Source organism: Caulobacter sp. SL161 (assembly GCF_026672375.1).
Classification (GTDB): Bacteria; Pseudomonadota; Alphaproteobacteria; order Caulobacterales; family Caulobacteraceae; genus Caulobacter.
The window spans coordinates 1,109,946-1,128,965 of the sequence record NZ_JAPPRA010000001.1; the positions used below are offsets into that span (position 1 = coordinate 1,109,946).

Annotated in this window: 12 protein-coding genes and 1 tRNA gene; 5 read left to right on the plus strand and 8 right to left on the minus strand. The window is 68.8% G+C overall.

Features of this window, described 5'->3' with window-relative positions; all coding sequences use genetic code 11:
• The first annotated feature begins 6 nt into the window (after window positions 1-6).
• Together OVA11_RS05660 and OVA11_RS05665 are read left to right on the plus strand one after the other, a co-directional pair.
• Complete coding sequence (locus OVA11_RS05660) at window positions 7-1,500, plus strand: sensor histidine kinase (RefSeq protein WP_268066561.1); 1,494 nt, start codon at window positions 7-9, stop codon at window positions 1,498-1,500.
• Between the two features lie 11 nt (window positions 1,501-1,511).
• Window positions 1,512-1,742 carry a hypothetical protein gene (locus OVA11_RS05665; RefSeq protein WP_268066562.1) on the plus strand — a complete coding sequence of 77 codons (231 nt, stop codon included), beginning with the start codon at window positions 1,512-1,514 and terminating at the stop codon, window positions 1,740-1,742.
• Window positions 1,743-1,749: 7 nt separating this feature from the next.
• Here the strand turns inward: OVA11_RS05665 and ggt are convergent, their stop codons facing one another.
• The gene (gene ggt / locus OVA11_RS05670) at window positions 1,750-3,492 is read right to left on the minus strand and encodes a gamma-glutamyltransferase (protein WP_268066563.1); all 1,743 of its coding nucleotides are present in this window, start codon (window positions 3,490-3,492) and stop codon (window positions 1,750-1,752) included.
• 253 nt (window positions 3,493-3,745) lie between these two features.
• On the opposite strand from ggt, the gene OVA11_RS05675 reads away from it, so the two are divergent.
• Window positions 3,746-3,822: transfer RNA gene (locus tag OVA11_RS05675), tRNA-Arg, on the plus strand.
• Window positions 3,823-4,024: 202 nt separating this feature from the next.
• Here OVA11_RS05675 and OVA11_RS05680 read toward each other — a convergent pair.
• The 7 genes from OVA11_RS05680 to OVA11_RS05710 form a co-directional block, all read right to left on the minus strand.
• Window positions 4,025-5,116 (minus strand): PepSY-associated TM helix domain-containing protein, encoded by a 1,092-nt coding sequence (locus tag OVA11_RS05680; protein WP_268066564.1) that lies wholly within the window; start codon window positions 5,114-5,116, stop codon window positions 4,025-4,027.
• A complete protein-coding gene (locus OVA11_RS05685; protein WP_268066565.1) occupies window positions 5,116-7,284 on the minus strand; it encodes a TonB-dependent receptor in 2,169 nt (722 codons plus the stop codon). Before OVA11_RS05685 ends, OVA11_RS05680 begins: the two co-directional genes overlap by 1 nt.
• Before the next feature lie 502 nt (window positions 7,285-7,786).
• Window positions 7,787-8,998: a D-mannonate dehydratase ManD gene (gene manD / locus OVA11_RS05690; protein WP_268066566.1), complete on the minus strand. Its 1,212-nt coding sequence runs from the start codon at window positions 8,996-8,998 to the stop codon at window positions 7,787-7,789.
• A gap of 123 nt (window positions 8,999-9,121) precedes the next feature.
• Window positions 9,122-11,434: a GH92 family glycosyl hydrolase gene (locus OVA11_RS05695; RefSeq protein WP_268066567.1), complete on the minus strand. Its 2,313-nt coding sequence runs from the start codon at window positions 11,432-11,434 to the stop codon at window positions 9,122-9,124.
• Window positions 11,406-12,569, minus strand: coding sequence for an N-acetylglucosamine-6-phosphate deacetylase (nagA, locus tag OVA11_RS05700; RefSeq protein ID WP_268066568.1), 1,164 nt, complete (start codon window positions 12,567-12,569; stop codon window positions 11,406-11,408). The genes OVA11_RS05695 and nagA overlap by 29 nt, the downstream gene beginning before the upstream one ends.
• Window positions 12,569-13,645 carry an SIS domain-containing protein gene (locus OVA11_RS05705; RefSeq protein WP_268066569.1) on the minus strand — a complete coding sequence of 359 codons (1,077 nt, stop codon included), beginning with the start codon at window positions 13,643-13,645 and terminating at the stop codon, window positions 12,569-12,571. The genes nagA and OVA11_RS05705 overlap by 1 nt, the downstream gene beginning before the upstream one ends.
• 37 nt (window positions 13,646-13,682) lie before the next feature.
• Window positions 13,683-14,588: a GntR family transcriptional regulator gene (locus tag OVA11_RS05710; protein ID WP_268066570.1), complete on the minus strand. Its 906-nt coding sequence runs from the start codon at window positions 14,586-14,588 to the stop codon at window positions 13,683-13,685.
• Between the two features lies 1 nt (window position 14,589).
• Between OVA11_RS05710 and ptsP the strand changes: the two genes are divergently transcribed.
• A complete protein-coding gene (gene ptsP, locus OVA11_RS05715; RefSeq protein WP_268066571.1) occupies window positions 14,590-17,211 on the plus strand; it encodes a phosphoenolpyruvate--protein phosphotransferase in 2,622 nt (873 codons plus the stop codon).
• Window positions 17,208-18,956 carry an N-acetylglucosamine-specific PTS transporter subunit IIBC gene (nagE, locus tag OVA11_RS05720; protein WP_268066572.1) on the plus strand — a complete coding sequence of 583 codons (1,749 nt, stop codon included), beginning with the start codon at window positions 17,208-17,210 and terminating at the stop codon, window positions 18,954-18,956. The genes ptsP and nagE overlap by 4 nt, the downstream gene beginning before the upstream one ends.
• The last annotated feature ends 64 nt before the right edge of the window (window positions 18,957-19,020 follow it).

Here is a 19,020-nt window from a genome sequence, read left to right on the forward strand (position 1 = left end):
CCCCGGATGGTCCAACCCGGCTCGCCTTCGGAAGACAAGACCCTCAAGCCCCGGAAGCGCTTTCCGTGGCCCGGCGGTCTGTCGGCGCGCCTGCTGTTGTTCACCGCCGTGGTCGTCAACTTCGGCGGTCTGCTGATCCTGCCGCCCGCCCTGGCGGCCTATGAGGAGCAGTGGCTGCTGGACCGGGTCCGCGCCGGGGAACTGGCCTCGACCATCGCTGAGTCCGATCCGGAGCTGCGGGTCAGCGACGCGGTCGCCAACCAGATGTTCGACCAGGCCGGCGCCGTCACGGTGGCGGTTCAGGTCGACGGCGCGCGTCGCCTCGTCCTGCCGCCTAAACAGCCGTTCGAGACGCCCTACCTCGTCGATCTTCGCCGCCAGAACCCCGGCTCATGGCTGGCCGCGCCGTTCTACACCCTGACCAGCCCCAAGGGCGCGATGGTCCGCGTGATGGCCGAGCCGCGCTTCCGCAAGGCCGAGTTCATCGAGGTGGTGCTGCCCGACGCGCCGCTGAAGGCCAGGCTCGTGGCCTATTTCTGGCAGCTGGCGGGCGTGACGATCTTCGTGGCCACCCTGGCGGGCGTGCTGGTCTACGCCTTCCTCAACATCTTCCTGGTACGGCCGATGCAGCGCATCACCCGCGCCATGGAGGCGTTCCGCAGCGATCCTGACGACCCGGCCGCGCGCATCGTCCTCTCCAACCGGCGTGACGAGATCGGCCGCGCCGAGCTTGAGCTCGACCGCATGCAGGCCGACCTGCTGGCGGCGCTGTCGTCCAAGGCGCGCCTGGCCGCGCTGGGCGAAGCGGTCGCCAAGATCAATCACGACCTGCGCAACATGCTGACCAGCGCCCAGATGGCTTCGGACCGTCTGGCGGCTCTGGGGGACCCCAAGGTGGCCCAGGCCCTGCCGCGCCTGGAACGGGCCCTCGACCGCGCCATCAACCTGGCCTCCGACGTCATGGCCTATGGCAAGTCCAAGGAGCCCGAGCCGGTCACCCGGGTCATCCCGCTGCGTCCGGCCCTCGACATGGCCGCCGAGGACGCCGGCCTGTCCGCGCAGGGCGTCAGCCTAGAGACGGTCATCGGTCCTCGCGAGCAGGTACTGGCCGATCCGGACCAACTGCACCGCATCCTCACCAACCTGTTGCGCAACGCCCGGGAGGCCATCGAGGGCGCGCCCGATCGGGGCGGCAAGGGCAAGGTGTTCGTCGAGCTGCGACGGGCTGACGGCTCGAGCGTCCTGCGCCTGTCCGACGATGGGCCCGGCGTGCCCGAGCGCGCCCGCGCCAACCTCTTCCAGCCGTTCGTGGGCTCGGTGCGTCGCGGGGGCACGGGTCTTGGCCTGGCCATCGCTCGCGAGCTGGCCCAGGGTCATGGCGGCGATCTGGCGCTGGTGGAAACCGGACCCGGCGGTTCGGTGTTCGACCTGACGCTGTCCGGTGCGCCCGAGCCCTTGCCCGAATCCGACGATCGAGCCGCTGACGCCTCGGCGAGCTAGAGGCAATCGATATGGCCACGACCTGGACCATCGCGGTGAAGTTAGGGGCCTCCCCGGAAGCCGCGCCCATCCACGAGATCACGGTCGAGGCCCCCGACGCGCCCTCTGCCCTGCGCCGCGTGGCGGCGATGGTGGCTGTCCAGAACGCCGCCGATACCGAGCTGTTGATCGATGGTCAGGAAGAGGTCTTCTCCCGCGCCGAGGTCGAGGCGGGCCTGGAAGAGCACCAGGCCCAGACCTGAGAAGCGCTTAAAGCCCCTTGGCCACGCCCTCGCGACGCGGATCGGCGCCGCCCTCCAGAACCCCGCCCGGACGCACGATAACGCCCTGCAGGCCCGAGGTCTCCAGCTGGCCGACCTTCACCGTCACGCCGCGCGCATTGAGGGCCGCCAGCATCTCGGGACCGAACAGGTCCGCGTCGCCCGAGAAGTTCTCGCCGCGGGCCACCAGGTTCGGCAGCGAGACGGCCTGCTGCATGTTCAGGTTCCAGTAGAACAGCCCGACCATGGCTTTCAGGTTATAGGACAGGATGGCGTTGCCGCCCGGCGAGCCGACGGCGGCCAGGAACTTGCCCTTCTTGTCCAGCACGATCAGCGGGGCCATCGACGAGCGTGGCCGCTTGCCCCCGGCGATGGCGTTGGCCGCCGGCGCGCCGTCCTTCTCGACCGGCGAGAACGAGAAGTCGGTCAGCTGGTTGTTGAGGAAGAAGCCGCCCACCATCCGGCCGTTGCCGAAGATGCTCTCGACCGTGGTGGTCATCGAGACGACGTTGCCCTGCGTGTCCGCCACCACGAAGTGGGTGGTGCCGCCCGGCTCGTGGGTCGCATCGACCCCCACCTTGGGCGCGCCCTTCGGCTGGCCGAACGGCGGCGCCGCGCCGGCCTTGTCGGTGATCAGCTTGGCGCGCTGGGCGACATATTTCGGGTCCAGCAGGCCCGCGACCGGTACGGTCACAAAGTCAGGATCGCCCACATAGCGATCGCGGTCGGCGTACATCACGCGCTCGGCCTGGGCCAGCAGGGTCCAGGCGACCGGATCGGTGGGACCGCGCTTGCCGATGTCAGTGTGCTCCAGCATCTGCAGGGCCTGGATGATGGCCAGGCCGCTGGACTGCGGGTTGGGCACGCAGACGGTGTAGACCTTCCACGGACGGCACAGCGGCGCGCCGGCGCGCGGCTTGTAGCGCTTCAGATCCTCCAGCGTCATGCTGCCGGGCAGCTCGCCCTCGCGCAGGCGCTCAACGATGGCCTGGGCGATCGGCCCCTCGTACAGCGCCGAGGGCCCCTCAGCGGCGATCCGGCGCACCGTCTCGGCATAGGCCGGGTTCTTGAGCACGTCGCCGGCCTTGTAGCGGGTCCCGTCAGGCTTGGTGAAATACTTGACCGCGTCGGGCTGCGAGGCCTGGGGCGCGCGGGGGCTGTTGATCATACCCGCCAGGCGCGGGCTGACCACGAAGCCGTCGGCGGCCAGGGTCTCGGCGTCCTTGAAGAGCGTGCTCCAGGCGACCTTGCCATGATCCTTCTGCGCCTGGGCCAGCATGGCCACTGCGCCCGGCACGCCCGACGAGCGGCCCGACAGCAGCACTTTCACGAAGGGCAGGGGCTTGCCGTCGGGCCCCATGAACATGTCGGGCGTCGCGCCGCTCGGCGCGGTCTCGCGGCCGTCATAGGCGGTGATCTTGCCGGTCTTGGCGTCATAGGCCATCAGGAACGCGCCGCCGCCCAGGCCCGAGCTCTGGGGCTCGACGAGGCTCAGCACCGCCTGGATCGCCACCGCGGCGTCGACCGCCGAGCCGCCGTCGCGCAGCACGCGCAGGCCCGCCTCGACCGCCAGCGGATTGGCCGCGGCCACCATGCCCTTGGCCGGGGTGGAGGTCGCCGCCGGGCGGGGCGTCGGCATCGCCAGCGGGATCGACTCGGCCAGCGCGGCGACCGGGGCCAGGCAGAGCTGCAGCGCGGCGGACAGGGCGAGCAGGGAAGCCAAACGACGCATACGGATCCTCATGACGGGCGCTAGGGACGGCCTGCCCGCCGTCCTGGATGTCTCCATGGACACCAAACCTGTGGCGCTGTCACGCCCCGATAGGCCGCCCGCGACCCCAAACGCCGTCCCTGAACCCCCGCTGCGCAAGGCTTTGCGCTTTCGCGAACAACGGTGCGCGAAACTTTTCAAAATTATCCTGCAAACCGGGCTTGCGTCCCCGGAATGGCTGGGCTATCTCCCCCGCCTCGCCGCAAGGCAGTGCGCGCCCGTAGCTCAGCTGGATAGAGCATCAGACTACGAATCTGAGGGTCGGACGTTCGAATCGTTCCGGGCGCGCCATTTTCTTCAATCACTTAGGCCCAGCGGGGCAAGTGATTGAGGGCGGGATTCACAGCCTCCTATCATCCCATTTGCAGCGCGCATTCACGCGGCCTTCGTGGCGGTCGCGCGCGCTCCGCGATGGGGGTCTTCCGGCTCGCTGGCGGATTCCGCCACGGCGCTCAGCTTCAATAGAGATCTTCGCGGTTGGGTGGGTAGCGCGCTAACGCGAAGGCTCGCGGCCAAGCTTGCGCCTTGGGCGCCCGGAAGGATTACGCCAGAAGGTGACCACAGCCAGCGCGCCCAGCAGGGTCAAGGCCAGGCCCGACGCCGTCATCACCAGTCGATAGGGGAGGCCGCCGACCTTGGCCGCATGCAGCGGATAGTCGAGATTGGCGATGCGCGAACCTAGCGGCAGGCTTTGCGCGTCGCGGCTGGCGACCATGGCGCCGTCGGCCGGGTCGAACCACACCATCGAGCGACCGTTCGGCAGCCATTCGGCTTGCTGGCGCATCCGGATCTGGATCAGCCCGCCGGGCTTGGCCGGAAGGGTGATGATCCGCATCTCCGCGCCCGGAAAGCGCGCCTGGGCCTGACCGATCACCTTGGTCCAGTTCAGATCCTTGGCGAGCTCGCCGCCCTTGATCTTCGGCGGGGCGGAAGCCTGCTCCATCGTCGTCGGCGAGGAGAACGGCGCGCGCAGGGCCTGGGAGAACCACTTGAGGTTCATGGCCGCGCCCGTGGCCAGAGACAGGATCAGCAGCGGCGCGAGCAGCGCGCCCAGGTCGCGGTGATGATGGACGATCCCCGCCCGCGTCATCTTCCGAGGCCAAAGGGGCAGATGGAACATCCGCCGCGTCGGCCACCAAAGGATCAGGCCGGTGAGCACGAAGGCGAGCCCCGCCAGACCCAGGACGCCGCCGACGATCTCGCCGGCGTCGCCGTTGAACAGGTGATGGTGGAAATCGAAGATCCAGGCCTCGGGCCGCTCCCAGTTGGAGGTCCAGACCTGGACGATCTCCCCGTCCTGGTTGGCGTAGGCGGCCTTTTCTTCGGTTTGGTAGTTCAGCTTGTTCAGGCCCAGTCGCTGGGTGGCCAGCACGATCGAGCGCGGGCGATCCTCGGCGGCGAAGACCTTGGCGGCCATCGCCGCCAGGGTGGCGGCGTCCTGCCGCTGGGCGTCGGCGGCGTGGGGCACGGTGGCGCGCAGGAACGCGTCCTCGTGCACCAGCAGCGCGCCGCTAAAGCCCAGAAGCGCCAGCAGCAGGCCGATCAGCCCGCCCGTCCAGCGATGCAGCAGGCGCAGGAGCGGCATCAGAAGCGCGCGTCCCAACCCAGCGTCACGGTGCGGCCCCGACCGGCGTAGAACTTGTCCTTGGCCGGCAGGGTCGTGTCCGAATTGTACGAGATGTACTGCTTGTCGAAGAGGTTCTGCACGCCCAGCGACACCGCGCCCTCAGCGAGCTGATAGCGGACGAAGGCGTCGGCGAGCGTGTAGCCCTCGAAGTCGTCCTTCACCAGCGACTGCTGCATGTTGCGCGACATGTACTTCTGCATCTGCAGACGCAGGGCCCATTTGCCGGTCTGGTAGTCGGCCGCCAGGTTCAGGCGGTCGGGCGAGATGTTGGCGCCGTCCAGGTCGGTGTCGACCTTGCCGTCCCGGTTGGTGTCGGTCTGGCCGCGCAGGCGCGCATAGCCGGCTGAAACGTCCAGGCCCGGGATCGGGGTGCGGGCCTTCACATTGGCTTCCAGGCCCTCGATGGCGACGCCTTGGCGCTGCACGTCAAAGACGCCGTCGGCGTTGCGGATCAGGAACTGGCCCAGCTTGGACTTCGACCAGAAGTAGGTGACGCTGGCGTCGATGGGACCGCGCTTGAACTCGGCCCCCAGCTCGCGGTTGTTGGAGACGATCGGCTCGACGGCCAGATAGGTGTCGACATCGACATTGTTGACGTTGATCGCCCGCAGGATGCGGCCGACGTCCGGCACGGTGTAGCCCTCGGCGTAGCTGCCATACAGGCGCACGCCCTGGGCCGGTTCGAACACGACGCCGCCGTTGGCCAGGGTCGCCTTGAACTCGGGATCGCCGCCGCCGACCTTGCGCGAGCCGTAGAAGGCCAGGGTGGTGAAGTCGTTGACGTTCAGCTCGACGTTCTCGAAGCGCAGGCCGCCAGCCAGGCGTAGCTTACCCTGGAAGAGAGCGTAGTTGCCCTGGACGAACGGAGCCAGGCTCTGGAACTTGGTCGGCGGCACCCAGGCGCGGCCGGTGGCGATCAGCAGCTGCTCGGTGCGGTCGGTCAGCGCGTCGAGGCCGGCGGTGGCGGTCAGGCCCTCGATCCGCGGCACGGCCCGCTCATAGCTGATCCGGGCGCCCAGCTTGCGCGAGCGGTTCGAGGACTGGTCGAACAGTGTGCCGTTGGGGGCGATGCTGACGTCCTGGAAGGTGGAACTGATGTCGCCACCGAAGGTGTCGCGCGAGCGGTTGAAGAACAGCTGGGCGTTCAGGGCGCCGCCGTACACGTCGCTGGTCAGCGAGGCCGACAGGGTCTCGACCCGGTTCGCCGCAGGCACGCCCGGCACGACGCCGCGATAGGCGGTGGTCGGGCGGCGTGCGGCGCGATTGCCGTCCGTCGCCGCCACGGCCGTGCCGGTCACGGTCACATAGTCGCCGTCGCCCTTCAGTTCGAAGCGGCTGCCGACGATGTCGATGCGGGTCGCCTCGTTCAGCTGCCAGCCCAGGCGCGCGAACAGCGACAGGGTCTTGGAGTCCTGGACGTCGCCCTGGGTGTTGTCCATGCCGATGCGACGGCCCTTGGCGTCGTAGAAGGCGCCGCGGGTCTCGTAGGCGACGCCGGCGGTGGCGTCGAACGCGCCGTCCCGCCAGCCGACCAGGCCCGCGACCTTGCCGCCGACGGCGTCGCCGAGATCATGACCTGCGGTGGTCTGAACCAGGGTGCGGCCCGAGACGCCGTCTTCCTTGGGCGCGCCGACCGTCACCTGGTTGACCACGCCGCCGGTGGCGCCGATGCCCTGCAGGGCGTTGGAGCCATAGATCAGCTCCACCCGGTCGATGAAGAACGGATCGATGGTGTAGCCGTCGCGCGAACCGTCGCGGATCGGGGTGGACTGGGGAATGCCGTTGATCGCGTAGAGCGGCGAGCGGCCGCGCAGGGTCTCGCCGGCGCCCGACAGCTTCTGGCGGGTCGGAGAGAACGACGGCGACAGGGTCGAGATCGCATCGATGATCGAACCGCTGATGGTCACCTGCTGGGACAGGGTCTCGCGATCGACCACATCCACCGTCAACGGCAGGGCGCTGGCCGGCAGGATCGTGCGGGCGGCGGTGATCACCACTTGCTCCAAGTCCGTGGCGTTCGGCTCCCGCGTCTCTTCAGCGTGCGCCGCTGTCGCCAAGGTCCAGAGGCTCAGACCCGAAAGGGCCAGACGGCGCGCGGTGGCGCAGGCGGGGAACGGGCGGGTCATCTTGGCCTCGACAGGTCGGAAAGTTCCGCCGTCATATAAGATTGCGAGTGAGTTGCAAGCTGGCGCATGCCTTAGGGGTGAGCGCGCGCTGGATGTTGACACCTATGGGATGGACCAGCTCGGGCGCTGCACCAAAGGAGCGATCGCTCTGGAACCTTCAGACTCGAGCGTGACGCCGAAAGTGGGAACCGGTTTCGGCGTCACGCTCTAAGTGTTTGAATTGGCGCCTCGTTGTCGCGTCAAAAACGATGCTGTTTTGACGCGTGAGGCTCTAGCGACCGCAAGCAGCCGTATGCCTTCTCCAACGCCATAAACGGCGTCGGCGATAGATCAGAGGGGACGCCGCCGACGCCGCTCTGTGGCCTTGTGTGTGGGGGGGGCGACTATCGCAAGCGACAAGGCTGGCGGTCCGCCCTCTCAGGCTGGCGCGGCCGTCTGAAGATGTCGGCGCGGCCTGAGGCGTGAGTCGGGGCGCTTAAGCCGCACCCCGACTCCGTTGGTCTTACCAGTTGAACATGGTCCCGTCTTCGAGCCGGTTCACCGGCAGGTAGGCGCGCTTGTAGGGGTGCTTGGCGGCCAGGTCCTCGTCGATGTCGACGCCCAGGCCCGGCTTGTCGCCCGGATGCAGCATGCCGTCGCTGAAGGTGTAGGCGTGCGGGAACACCGCGTCGGTCTCCGGCGTGTGGCGCATGTATTCCTGCAGGCCGAAGTTGGTGATCGACATGTCGAAGTGCAGGGCTGCGGCCATGGTCACCGGCGACAGGTCTGTAGCGCCGTGGCAGCCGGTCTTAACGTGGTGCAGGTCGGCGAAGGCGGCGATCTTCTTCAGGTTGGTGATGCCGCCGGCGTGCAGGACGGTGGCGCGCAGATAGTCGATCAGCTGCTCTTCGATCAGCTGCTTGGCGTCCCAGACGTGGGCGAAGATCTCGCCGACGGCCAGGGGCGTGGTGGTGTGCTGGCGGATCAGGCGGAAGCCGGCCTGGTTCTCGGCGGGAACCGAGTCTTCCAGCCAGAACAGGCGATAGGGCTCCAGGTCCTTGCCCAGGCGCGCGGCCTCGATCGGCGTCAGGCGGTGGTGGACGTCGTGCAGCAGGTGGACGTCCCAGCCCAGCACCTCGCGGGCCTTTTCGAACAGCTTGGGCACGTGGTTCAGATATCTGGCCGTCGACCAGATGTTTTCGGTCGGCAGGTCGTTGTCGGCGGGCTCGTAGAACATCTTGTCGCCCGAGACGCCGTAGGTGCTGGCCAGGCCCGGGACGCCCGTCTGCAGGCGGATGGCCTTGTAGCCCATGGCCTTGTACTTCACGGCCTCGGCGATCGTCTCGTCGATGGTCTCGCCGTTGGCATGGCCATAGACGGTGACGCCCGTGCGGCAGGCCCCGCCCAGCAGCTGATAGACCGGCAGGCCCGCGACCTTGCCCTTGATATCCCACAGCGCCATGTCGACCGCCGCCAGGGCGGTCATGGCCACCGGGCCGCCGCGCCAATAGGACCCGCGATAGAAGAACTGCCAGATATCCTCGATCTGGTGAGCGTCGCGGCCGATCAGGCTGGGGACCATGTGGTCCTGCAGGAAGCTGACCACCGACAATTCGCGGCCGTTCAGGGTGGCGTCGCCGACGCCGGTGATCCCGTCCTCGGTCGTGATCTTCAGGGTGACGAAGTTGCGGCCGGGGCAGGTAACGATGACCTTGGCGTCGATGATCTTGAGCATGGACCTGGCGTTGCTGAGTGTGACCTTAAGTGGCCTGACCAATTATAACGAGTTATCTGACAAGTTTCTAGGGGGCTTGCGGCGGCCCGGCGCGGCGTTCGCAGCGACCGGGCCATCGCGCCCTCAAAGCCCCTGGGGCGGTTTGGGAAGGCTCTTTCCCCAAGCTCCCGGCGCAGGGCCCAGGGTCAGTTCCAGCACGCCGCCGCGGGCGAGTTCGTCATGCGAGATCCAGGCGCGCTCGAGCGGTTTGCCGTTGAGCTTGGCGCCGACGATGTAGCGGTTCTCATCAGACGTATTGGGTGCGGAGACCACGAAGGTCTTGCCGCTCTCCAGGCTGATCTGGCTGCGCGCGAAGATGGGCGCGGAGAGGTAGTAGAAGGGCTGCCCGGCGTTGGGATAGAGGCCCATCGCGTTCCAGACGTACCAGCTGGACATGGCGCCGGCGTCGTCATTGCCGGGCAGGCCGGTGCGGCTGAGGCGGTAGTGCTTGGCCATCAGTCCACGAACGATCTCGTGGGTCCGATCGGGCCGCCCCGCGTGGATGTAGAGATAGGGCGCGAGCAGATCCGGCTCGTTGCTCTGCGAATAGTGACCGTCGAACAGGTGGTCTAGCCATTTGACGAAGCCGTCCGGACCGCCGGTCTTGGCCATCAGGCCGGCGACGTCCTGCGGCACGTAGCTCGAGTACTGCAGGGCGTTGCCCTCGTAGAACACCGCGTCCCACCACGGACCTGAACGGTCGGGATACTCGTAGGTGCAGCTATAGTTCTCGACCCATTCGCCGTTCGGATAGCGGGGGCGAACGCAGCCGATCGCGTCGTCCCACAGGTTCTTCCAGTTTCCGGAGCGGGCCAGATAGCGCCTGGCGTCCTCGGTCTTGCCCAGGGACTTGGCGACCACGGCGATGGCGAAGTCGTTATAGGCGTACTCGAGGGTGCGCGAGGCCGAGCGGGTTTCGGTGAAGGGCACATAGCCCAGTTTCAGATAGTCCTTGAGCACGCGGCCCTGCATGAACGGCTTGTCGCTGTCGACCTCGCCGTTCTTGAGGATCGCCTCATAGGCCAGGTTCACGTCGAAGCCGCCCAGCTTCTTGCTGACGGCGTCGGCGATCAGGATGTCGCCGTTCGAGCCGCCTTGAGTCATGCCGTTGGCGCCGGCGATGCGCGAGTCGGGCATCCAGCCGGTGTGCTTGTAGGTGTCCAGCAGCGAGCGGATCATGTCCCGCTGACGCTGGGGCTGAATGATGGTCAGCAGCGGGTGCAGCGTGCGGAAGGTGTCCCACAGGGTGTAGAAGTCTTCGTAGTGGGGCTCGTCGGACGTCCACCACACATTCTCGCCCGTCAGGTCGTGCGGCATGGTGTGGGAGCGATAGAGCGCCGAGTAGAAGATGCGCTGCTGCTCTTCGCGGCCGCCCTCGACGCGGATCTTGGCGAGGGCGTCGGACCATTGCGCCTCGGTGGTGCGGCGCGTGGCGTCGAAGTCCCAGCCCGGCGCTTCCTCGTCCAGATTGGCGCGGGCCTTGTCGGCGCTGATGAAGGACACCGCCAGCTTCATCTGGACCTGGCGGTTGGCGGTGGTGTCGAAGGTCAGGTAGGCGCCGAGGCGATTGGAGAACTCGCGCTCGGTGTCGTACTCGATCATCAGGCCCAGACGATTGGCGGCGCTCTTGACCTGGACGCCGCCCTCGGAGCGGCCGACGCCCGGCTTGGTCTCCATCCAGCCCTGTCCCGCCTTCCAGGCGCCGAAGGCCTTGGCGGGACGGTCGGTGACCGCGTGGAAATAGAGCGTGTAGGGCGTGGGGTTCCAGCCGCCCTCGACCGTGACCTCGCCGGCCAGGGTGTGATCGTTGATCAGCTCCACCTTGGCCAGGCGCACGCGCTGGCCTCGGCCGCGCATGGCGATCACCGAGCTGACGTCGAAGATCAAGTGGCTCTCGGCGCTCGCCGGATAGGTCAGACGCTGGAGGCCGACCCGCCGCGTGGCGGTCAGCTCGACCTTGATCCGTTCGGCGTCGGTGTTGCCCAGGCCCACCGTGTAGTAGCCGGGCGAGGCGCGCTCGTCGGTCTTGCCAAAGTGCAGATGATTGACGCGCAACGGGCCGACCGTCGGCGTCACCCGGAAGTTGCCGTACTTGCCCGACCCGCCCGTGCCGCTGACATGGGTGTAGCTGAAGCCCATGATCGGGCTCCTGGAGTCGTAGCCGTTGGTGTCGGCGTTGGTGGTGTCGGGGCTGAGCGACACGAAGCCGAACGGCGCGCCGGCCCCGGGCACGGTGTTGCCGCCGGTGACCCCGCCGCCGTCGACGCCGACGAACGGATCGACCTTGGCCAGCAGGTCGGTCGCGGGCTGAGCCCACGCGGCCTGTCCGCAGCCGATCGCCAATGTCAGGGCCAGCGCCAGGGAGCGCTTAGACCAGCAGAGCCTCTTGTCGGGCATGTGTTTCCTTCCCGTCGATCCAGGTGCTCGTGACGTTCATGGCGTCATCGAGTCGGCAGAAATCTGCGGCCAGTCCCGGCGCGATGGCGCCGCGCCGCTGTTGAAGGCCCAGCAGGGCCGCCGGCGCGGCCGAGGCCATCATGACCGCGTCCTCCAGCGTCAGCCCCAGCATCGAGACGGCGTTGCGGACAGCGGCGGCCATGTCCAGGTCCGAGCCGGCCAGGGTGCCGGCCTCATCGACGCAGACCCCGTCGCGAACCAGGATCTCGCGGCCCTGCAGGTTGAACCGCTTGTTGGTCAGGCCGACCGTGGGCATGGCGTCGGTGACCAGCATGAAGCGGTCCAGCGGACGGGTCCGCAGAGCGATCTTCAGGGTCACCGGATCGACGTGACGCCCGTCGACAATGATCCCGGCCCAGGCGTTCTGGTTTTCCAGCACGGCGCCGACCACGCCGGGCTCGCGGCTGGTCAGTGGCGACATGGCGTTGAACAGGTGGGTCACGGCTGTCAGGCCATGATCCAGCGCCTGCCGCATGGTCTCGTAGCGGGCATTGGTGTGGCCCGCTGCGACGATGACGCCGGCGGCGGCAAGACGCGCAATGATGTCGGGCGTTGTGCGTTCAGGCGCCAGGGTCAGCAGCAGCTTGCCGCGCTTGAGCGATGAGAGCAGCGCGATCGCGTCCTCATCGATGACCCGAAACTTGGCTTCGTCGTGGATCCCCTTGCGCTTGGGGTTCAGGAACGGCCCTTCGATGTGAACGCCCAGAACGCCCGGAACGCCCTGGGCGATCGCGTCCTCGGTGGCGCGCAGCGCCGCGTCCACCACATCGAGATCGTCGCTGATCAAGGTCGGCAGGAACCCGGTGGTGCCATAGGCGCGATGAGCTTCGCCGATCGTGGCGATGGTCTGCGCCGTGGGGGCGTCGTTGAACAGCGCCCCGCCGCCGCCGTTGACCTGGGTGTCGATGAAGCCCGGGACAAGGCGGTCGCCGCCCAGGTCGTAGCGCTGGGCGGCGGCCGGAACGTCCCTGGCGTCGAGCAGCGCCACGACCACGCCGTTCTCCACGAGCACCGCCTTGCCGCTGACAAGGCCCGCCGGCGTCAGGACCCGACCATTGACGAGAGCGATCGGCATCAGAGCGTTTCGGTGACCTTGTTGAGGTGCGGCGGGCTGTCGGGATCGTAACCGCGCGCCACCGAAAGGGCGTTGGCCATCCGGTAAAAGCTCTGGACCATCAGGATCGGCTCCAGCACCGGATGCGACAGGGGCGTGGGCAGGCCTCCGGGGGCGTCGTCGCCCGGGGCGGCCATCAGCACGCTGGCGCCGCGCTGGCGCAGGCCTTGGGCCATCTCGACCACGCTCTCGCGGCTCTCGTCGTTCTGGGCGAAGACCAGGGCGGGGAAGCCCTCCTTCACCAGGGCCATCGGACCATGCAGGACTTCGGCGGCGCTGAAGGCTTCGGCGTGCAGGCCGCAGGTTTCCTTGAACTTCAGGGCCGCCTCCAGGGCGACGCCAAAGCCGACGCCGCGCCCCAGCACATAGAGATTGACGGCGTGGCGCAGGCCCTCGACAGCGCTGGACCAGTCCAGATTCCAGGCCGACTCCAGCTGCAGGGGCAGGCCTTCGAGCGCCGCCGTCAGCGCCTCGTCCTGCGTCCAGGCTGCGATGAGCTGGGTGATGGCGGCGAGGGCTGCGATGTAGGACTTGGTCGCGGCGACCGACAGCTCCGGACCGGCGTGCAGCGGGATCACCACGTCGGCGAGGGCCGCCAGGGGGGAGTCCTCGACATTGACGAACGCCACCGCATAGGCGCCCGCCGCCTTGGCGGCCTTCACCGAAGCCAGGAGGTCAGGACTCTTGCCCGACTGCGAGACCGCCAGGCAGAGGGCCCCCTCCAGATTGGGCGAGGCGTCATAGACCGAGCTGACCGACAGGCCGGCCGATGAGGTCAGCACCCCGGCCTTGGTCTCGATCAGATAGCGGGCGAAGGTGGCCGCATGGTCGCTGCTGCCGCGCGCGCAGGTCATCACGACCCGGGGCGGGTGGGCGCGCAGCCGCTCGGCCAGGGCCGCGACGCGCTCGGCGTTGGCGGCCAGAAGCGTCCGGACGACGGCCGCACCTTCTCCGGCTTCCAGGAACATGCGCGTGTCTTCAGGCGAAAGCCGCGCCGGCGCGGCGCCCTCGGGACGGGTCAAGACAGTCGCCTCCAAGCTCGTGGTCCTTTGGCAAGATGCGCGTCAGCGCCGTTCAGGTTGCGTCGTTCAGTTCGGCGACGAAGTCGTAGGCGTCGCCCCGATAGTAGGAATGCGAGATTTCGACGGCCCGCCCGTCCCGCAGGTAGCCGCGTCGCTCGACCAGAAGCCCGGCGTCCTTCGGCTTCACGCCCAGCAGCGAGGCGTGCTCTCGCGAGATCAGCACGCCGCGCAGGCGCTGCAAGGCGCGTGTGGGTCGGTGGCCCGTTGCGGCCATGGCCTCGTAGAGGGAGTCCTTGACGGCGTCGGCCGAGGGCAGGGCGAAGCCGGCGATGGTCGTATACTCGACCGCCATCGGCGCGCCGTCGGCCAGGCGAATGCGGTGAAAGCGATAGACCGGCGTGTTGGGCGAGACGCCCAGCATCAAGGCCTCTTCAGGGGTCACCGCGCCCTCGGCGCGGGTGATCCACTCGCTGGCGGGCGCACGGCCGCGTGAGCGCATGTCCTCGGTGAAGCAGGTCAGCTTCGAAAAGTTCTTCTCGACCCGGGCGGCCACGAAAGTGCCCGCGCCCTGGCGACGGGTCAGCAGGCCTTCGCTGACTAGGCCCTCAAGCGCCTTGCGGACCGTGATCCGCGATACGGCGAAGTCCTCGGCCATGTCGCGTTCCGGCGGAAGGGCGTCGTCGGGCGCAAGCACCTTGACTTCGATCGCCTCGCGCAGCGCGCGCTGCAGTTGCAGGTATAGAGGGGCGGGCACCGCGCCGTGGGCGAAGCCTATGCGCTTGGAAAGAGACACGTCGCGCCGACTCCTGCGTTCGGGGGCTTCCGAAAGGTGGCTTCGCGGGATGCCAATGTGAGACCAATCGACCATCGGTAGATCAAGACGGCTGGCCTCGAAGCCCCGCGAACATATGCCGTTATAGCAGCAAATTCGCGGGCCATGAAAGGGTGTCCTTGCCAAATTGCAAAAGTGGCCTTGCCAAATGGTATTAAAATGGAATGTAGTGCGTCCCGCCGGTTGGACGCTGGCGGAAAGGGGGATTCAGATGTCAGCTTTGGTGCTCACGGCCCCCTTGCGGGGCTGGGTTTCGGCGCTGGAGGAGGCGCCGGACGCCGTATTCGCCGAGCGGATGTTGGGCGACGGACTGGCGATTGATCCGCTGGGTTCGACATTGCATGCGCCGTGCGACGCGACCGTTGTGAACGTGCACCGCGCTTGTCACGCCGTGACGCTGCGGGCGACGAACGGCGCTGAGATCCTGATGCATATCGGCCTGGAGACCGTCGCCCTGAACGGCGAGGGTTTCGAGGTCTTTGTCCAGGACGGCCAGTCGGTGAAGGCGGGCGATCGGCTGATCGGCTTTGACCTTGACCTCCTGGCCCAACGCGCCCGCAGCCTGATCACCCCGGTGGTGATCACCAATCTGGAGGCGTTTCAGATCGTGCGTCGCGACCAGGACCGCGAGGTCGGCGTGGGCCAGTTCCTGATGGAGCTGTCGCCGATCGCGGGCGCAACGCTCGCCGCTGCGCCCGGAACCGCAGATGAGATCACCCGCCAGATCATCGTGCCCCTGGCCCATGGAATCCATGCCCGCCCGGCCGCGCAGATCGCGCAGATGGCCAAGACCTTCGCGTCGGACCTGACCCTGGTGACCGGCCCTCGCCGGGCCAACGCCAGGAGCCCGGTGGGATTGATGTCGCTGGCTGTCCGCCATGGCGACACGATCCAGCTGCTGGCCTCTGGCCCAGACGCCCAGGCGGCGGTGACGGCCCTGGCCGAGTTGATCGAAAGCGGCATGGGCGAGGGCGCGCCGGTGGGCGCCAAGGCCTCCCCGACCAAGACAGAACCCTCCGAACCGCCCCCGCCGGCGCCGCTGCCGCGCGACGGGGTGCTGAGGGGCGTGCTGGCCGCGCCGGGCCTGGCCATCGGCAAGGCCGTGCGGCTGTCGACCGCCGAGATTGTGGTGCGCGAGGCCGGCGAGGGCCTCGCCCACGAGGAAGCGGCCCTGGCCGCGGCCCTGGAGACGGTCCGCGCCCGGATCGGCAAGGCCGCCGAGACCGGCGACAAGGCCCGCAAGGCGATCCTGGCGGCTCACCAGGCGTTCCTCGACGACCCCGAACTTTACGCCGGCGCCCATCGCCTGATCGTGGAGGGCAAGAGCGCAGGCTTTGCCTGGCGCCAGGCCGTGGGCGGCTATGTCCAGGCGCTGCAGGCGCTGGGCGATCGCCGCATGGCCGAACGGGTCGACGACCTGATCGACCTGGAACGCCAGGTCCTGCGCGCCCTGAGCGGCGAGGAAGAGACGGGCGCGGCGCTGGCGCCGGGCTCGATCCTGCTGGCCGACGAGCTGTTGCCCTCGCAGCTGATGGGCGCAGACCCCGCCGCCCTCGCCGGCTTCGCCACCGCGCGGGGCGGGCCCACCTCGCACGTGGCCATCCTGGCCGCGGCCATGGGCGTCCCGGCCCTGGTGGCCGTCGGCGGGGCGCTGTCGAAGGTCAAGGACGGGGCGACCCTGATCCTGGACGCCGATGCGGGAACCCTGCGCGTGGCCCCCGACGCCAAGGCCCTGGAAGCCGCGCAGACGGCGCTCGCCCAACGCCAGCAGCGCAAGGCCGCCGCCAAGGCCGCCGCCCATGAGCCGGCGGTGACGCGCGATGGGGTGCGTATCGAGGTCTTCGCCAACACCGGCTCGGTCGCCGACGCCCAGGCCGCCGTGGCCAACGGCGCCGAGGGCTCGGGCCTGCTGCGCACCGAGTTCCTGTTCCTGGACCGCGAGACCCCGCCCGACGAGGACGAGCAGGCCCGCCAGTATCAGGCCATCGCCGAGGCCCTGGACGGCCGGCCCCTGATCATTCGAACGCTGGATGTCGGCGGCGACAAGGCTGCGCCCTACCTGCCGATCCCGGCCGAGGAGAACCCGGCCCTTGGCCTGCGCGGGGTGCGGGTCAGCCTGTGGCGGCCGCATCTGTTGAAGGCCCAGCTGCGCGCGATCCTGCGGGTCGAGCCGCGGGGCCAGTGCAAGATCATGGTCCCGATGGTGGCCAGCCTTGATGAGCTGCGCGCGGTGCGCGCGGTGCTGGAGGAGGCCAAGCGCGAGCTTGGGATCACTGATCGCGTCGAGCTGGGGGTGATGATCGAGACCCCGGCGGCGGCGGTGACCGCCGACCTGCTGGCGGCCGAGGCCGACTTCCTGTCGATCGGCACCAATGACCTGACCCAGTACGTGCTGGCCATGGACCGGGGTAACCCGGAACTGGCCGCCGGCATCGACGCCCTGCACCCGGCGGTGCTGCGGATGATCGACCAGACCTGCCAGGGCGCGGCCAGGCATCATCGCTGGGTGGGGGTGTGCGGCGGCCTGGCCTCGGACCTGGACGCCACCCCGATCCTGCTGGGTCTTGGGGTCGCGGAGCTGTCGACCACGGCCTCGATCGCGCCGGACGTGAAGGCCCGGGTGCGGGCGCTGTCGCTGGAGGCCTGCCGGACCTTGGCCAACGAGGCCCTGGCGCAGACCTCGCCGCAGGCGGTGCGCGCGCTCGTGCAAGGCCAGACCAACACCCCCTTCGGAGGCTTGAACCCATGAGGTCTCCGCTCGAGATCCTGCAGCCGCTGGGCCGGGCCCTGATGCTGCCGATCGCGGTGCTGCCGGTGGCGGCGCTGCTCCTGCGCATCGGCCAGCCGGACCTGCTGGGCGCGCCGGCGCTCGCGACCATGACCCACGGGGTGTCGCTGACGGTGGCCAACACCTTCGGCGCGGCCGGCGGGGCGATCTTCGCCAGCCTTGGCCTGATCTTCGCCATCGGCGTGGCGGTGGGCCTGGCCCGCGAGAACCACGGCGCGGCCGGCCTGGCGGGCGTGGTCTGCTATGTCATCGCCACCAAGGGGGTGGAGGCGCTGCTGGTCGCCCCGCCCGAGGTGGCGGCCAAGGCGGTCGAGGGAGCCAAGGATCTCGCCATAGCCGCCTGGAAGGCCAAGGAGATCGGCAAGCTGTCGATCCCGGTGGGCATCCTCTCGGGCGTGATCAGCGGCGCGCTCTACAACCGCTACAGCACCATCCAGCTGCCCGAGTACCTGGCCTTCTTCGGCGGTCGGCGGTTCGTGCCGATCGTGGCGGGCCTGGCCGGCGTCGTGCTGGCGCTCTTGTTCGGCGCGTTCTGGAGCACGCTGGAGGCCGGCGTTGACGGCCTCAGCGGGCTGGTCACGGCCTCCGGGAACCTGGGCCTGGTCGTCTACGGCCTTCTGAACCGCCTGCTGATCGTCACGGGCCTGCACCACATCCTCAACAATGTGGTCTGGTTCATCCTGGGCGACTTCAACGGGGTCACCGGCGACCTCAACCGGTTCGCGGCCGGGGACAAGACCGCCGGGGCGTTCATGAGCGGGTTCTTCCCGGTGATGATGTTCGGCCTGCCGGCCGCGTGCCTGGCCATGCTGCACACCGCGCGGCCCGAGCGTCGCAAGGCGGTGGCGGGGATGCTGGGCTCGCTGGCCCTGACCTCGTTCCTGACCGGCGTGACCGAGCCGATCGAGTTTACGTTCATGTTCCTGGCGCCGGTGCTGTTCGCCATCCACGCGCTGCTGACGGGCCTGTCGATGGCCCTGATGAACATGCTGGACGTCAAGCTGGGCTTTGGGTTCTCGGCGGGTCTGTTCGACTATGTGCTGAACTTCAACAAGGCCACGCGCCCGCTGCTGCTGATCCCGGTGGGGCTGGTCTATGGCGCGCTCTATTACGGGGTCTTCCGGTTCGCGATCGTGCGCTTTGACCTGAAGACCCCCGGCCGCGAGGACGAGGCGCCGCCCTCCGCCCAGGCGGTGACCACCGGCGGCGGGCGCGGGGCCGACATGCTGGCGGCGCTGGGCGGCGCGGCCAATCTGGTCAGCGTCGATGCGTGCACCACCCGTCTGCGGCTGATCGTGGTCGACCAGGGGCTGGTCAACGACCCGGCCCTCAAGGCGCTGGGCGCCCGGGGCGTCGTCCGGCCCTCCGACAAGGCCCTGCAGGTGGTGCTGGGTCCCATCGCCGACACGGTCGCCGGCGAGATCCGGCACGCCATCAGCGCTCCGCCGGCGCCGATCACCGCGCCGGCCCCCGACGTCTCCCAGGCGGCCAAGGCCCTCCTGGCCGCCCTCGGCGGCGCCGACAACCTCCGCGACCTCTCCGCCCACGCCAGCCGACTGCGCGTCGTCCTCAACGACCCCGAACGCGTCGACCAAGCCGCCCTTCACACCGCAGGCGTGCGCGGCTTTGCCGCCGTCGCGCCCGGCGCCGTCCACATCATCATCGGCCCACACGCCGAGCGGATCGCGGAGGTGCTTCGACCCTAGGATCAGCGCGCCGCAGCCCATCACGCGAGCCTCTGCGCCGCACGCGCGCGCAGGTCGCAAGCGC

Bases quoted from the DNA above. Each gene is read 5' to 3' on its own strand.
- OVA11_RS05660 (WP_268066561.1), top strand. From the start codon at position 7: ATGGTCCAACCCGGCTCGCCTTCGGAAGACAAGACCCTCAAGCCCCGG.
- OVA11_RS05665 (WP_268066562.1), top strand. From the start codon at position 1,512: ATGGCCACGACCTGGACCATCGCGGTGAAGTTAGGGGCCTCCCCGGAA.
- ggt (WP_268066563.1), bottom strand. From the start codon at position 3,492: ATGCGTCGTTTGGCTTCCCTGCTCGCCCTGTCCGCCGCGCTGCAGCTC.
- OVA11_RS05680 (WP_268066564.1), bottom strand. From the start codon at position 5,116: ATGCCGCTCCTGCGCCTGCTGCATCGCTGGACGGGCGGGCTGATCGGC.
- OVA11_RS05685 (WP_268066565.1), bottom strand. From the start codon at position 7,284: ATGACCCGCCCGTTCCCCGCCTGCGCCACCGCGCGCCGTCTGGCCCTT.
- manD (WP_268066566.1), bottom strand. From the start codon at position 8,998: ATGCTCAAGATCATCGACGCCAAGGTCATCGTTACCTGCCCCGGCCGC.
- OVA11_RS05695 (WP_268066567.1), bottom strand. From the start codon at position 11,434: ATGCCCGACAAGAGGCTCTGCTGGTCTAAGCGCTCCCTGGCGCTGGCC.
- nagA (WP_268066568.1), bottom strand. From the start codon at position 12,569: ATGCCGATCGCTCTCGTCAATGGTCGGGTCCTGACGCCGGCGGGCCTT.
- nagE (WP_268066572.1), top strand. From the start codon at position 17,208: ATGAGGTCTCCGCTCGAGATCCTGCAGCCGCTGGGCCGGGCCCTGATG.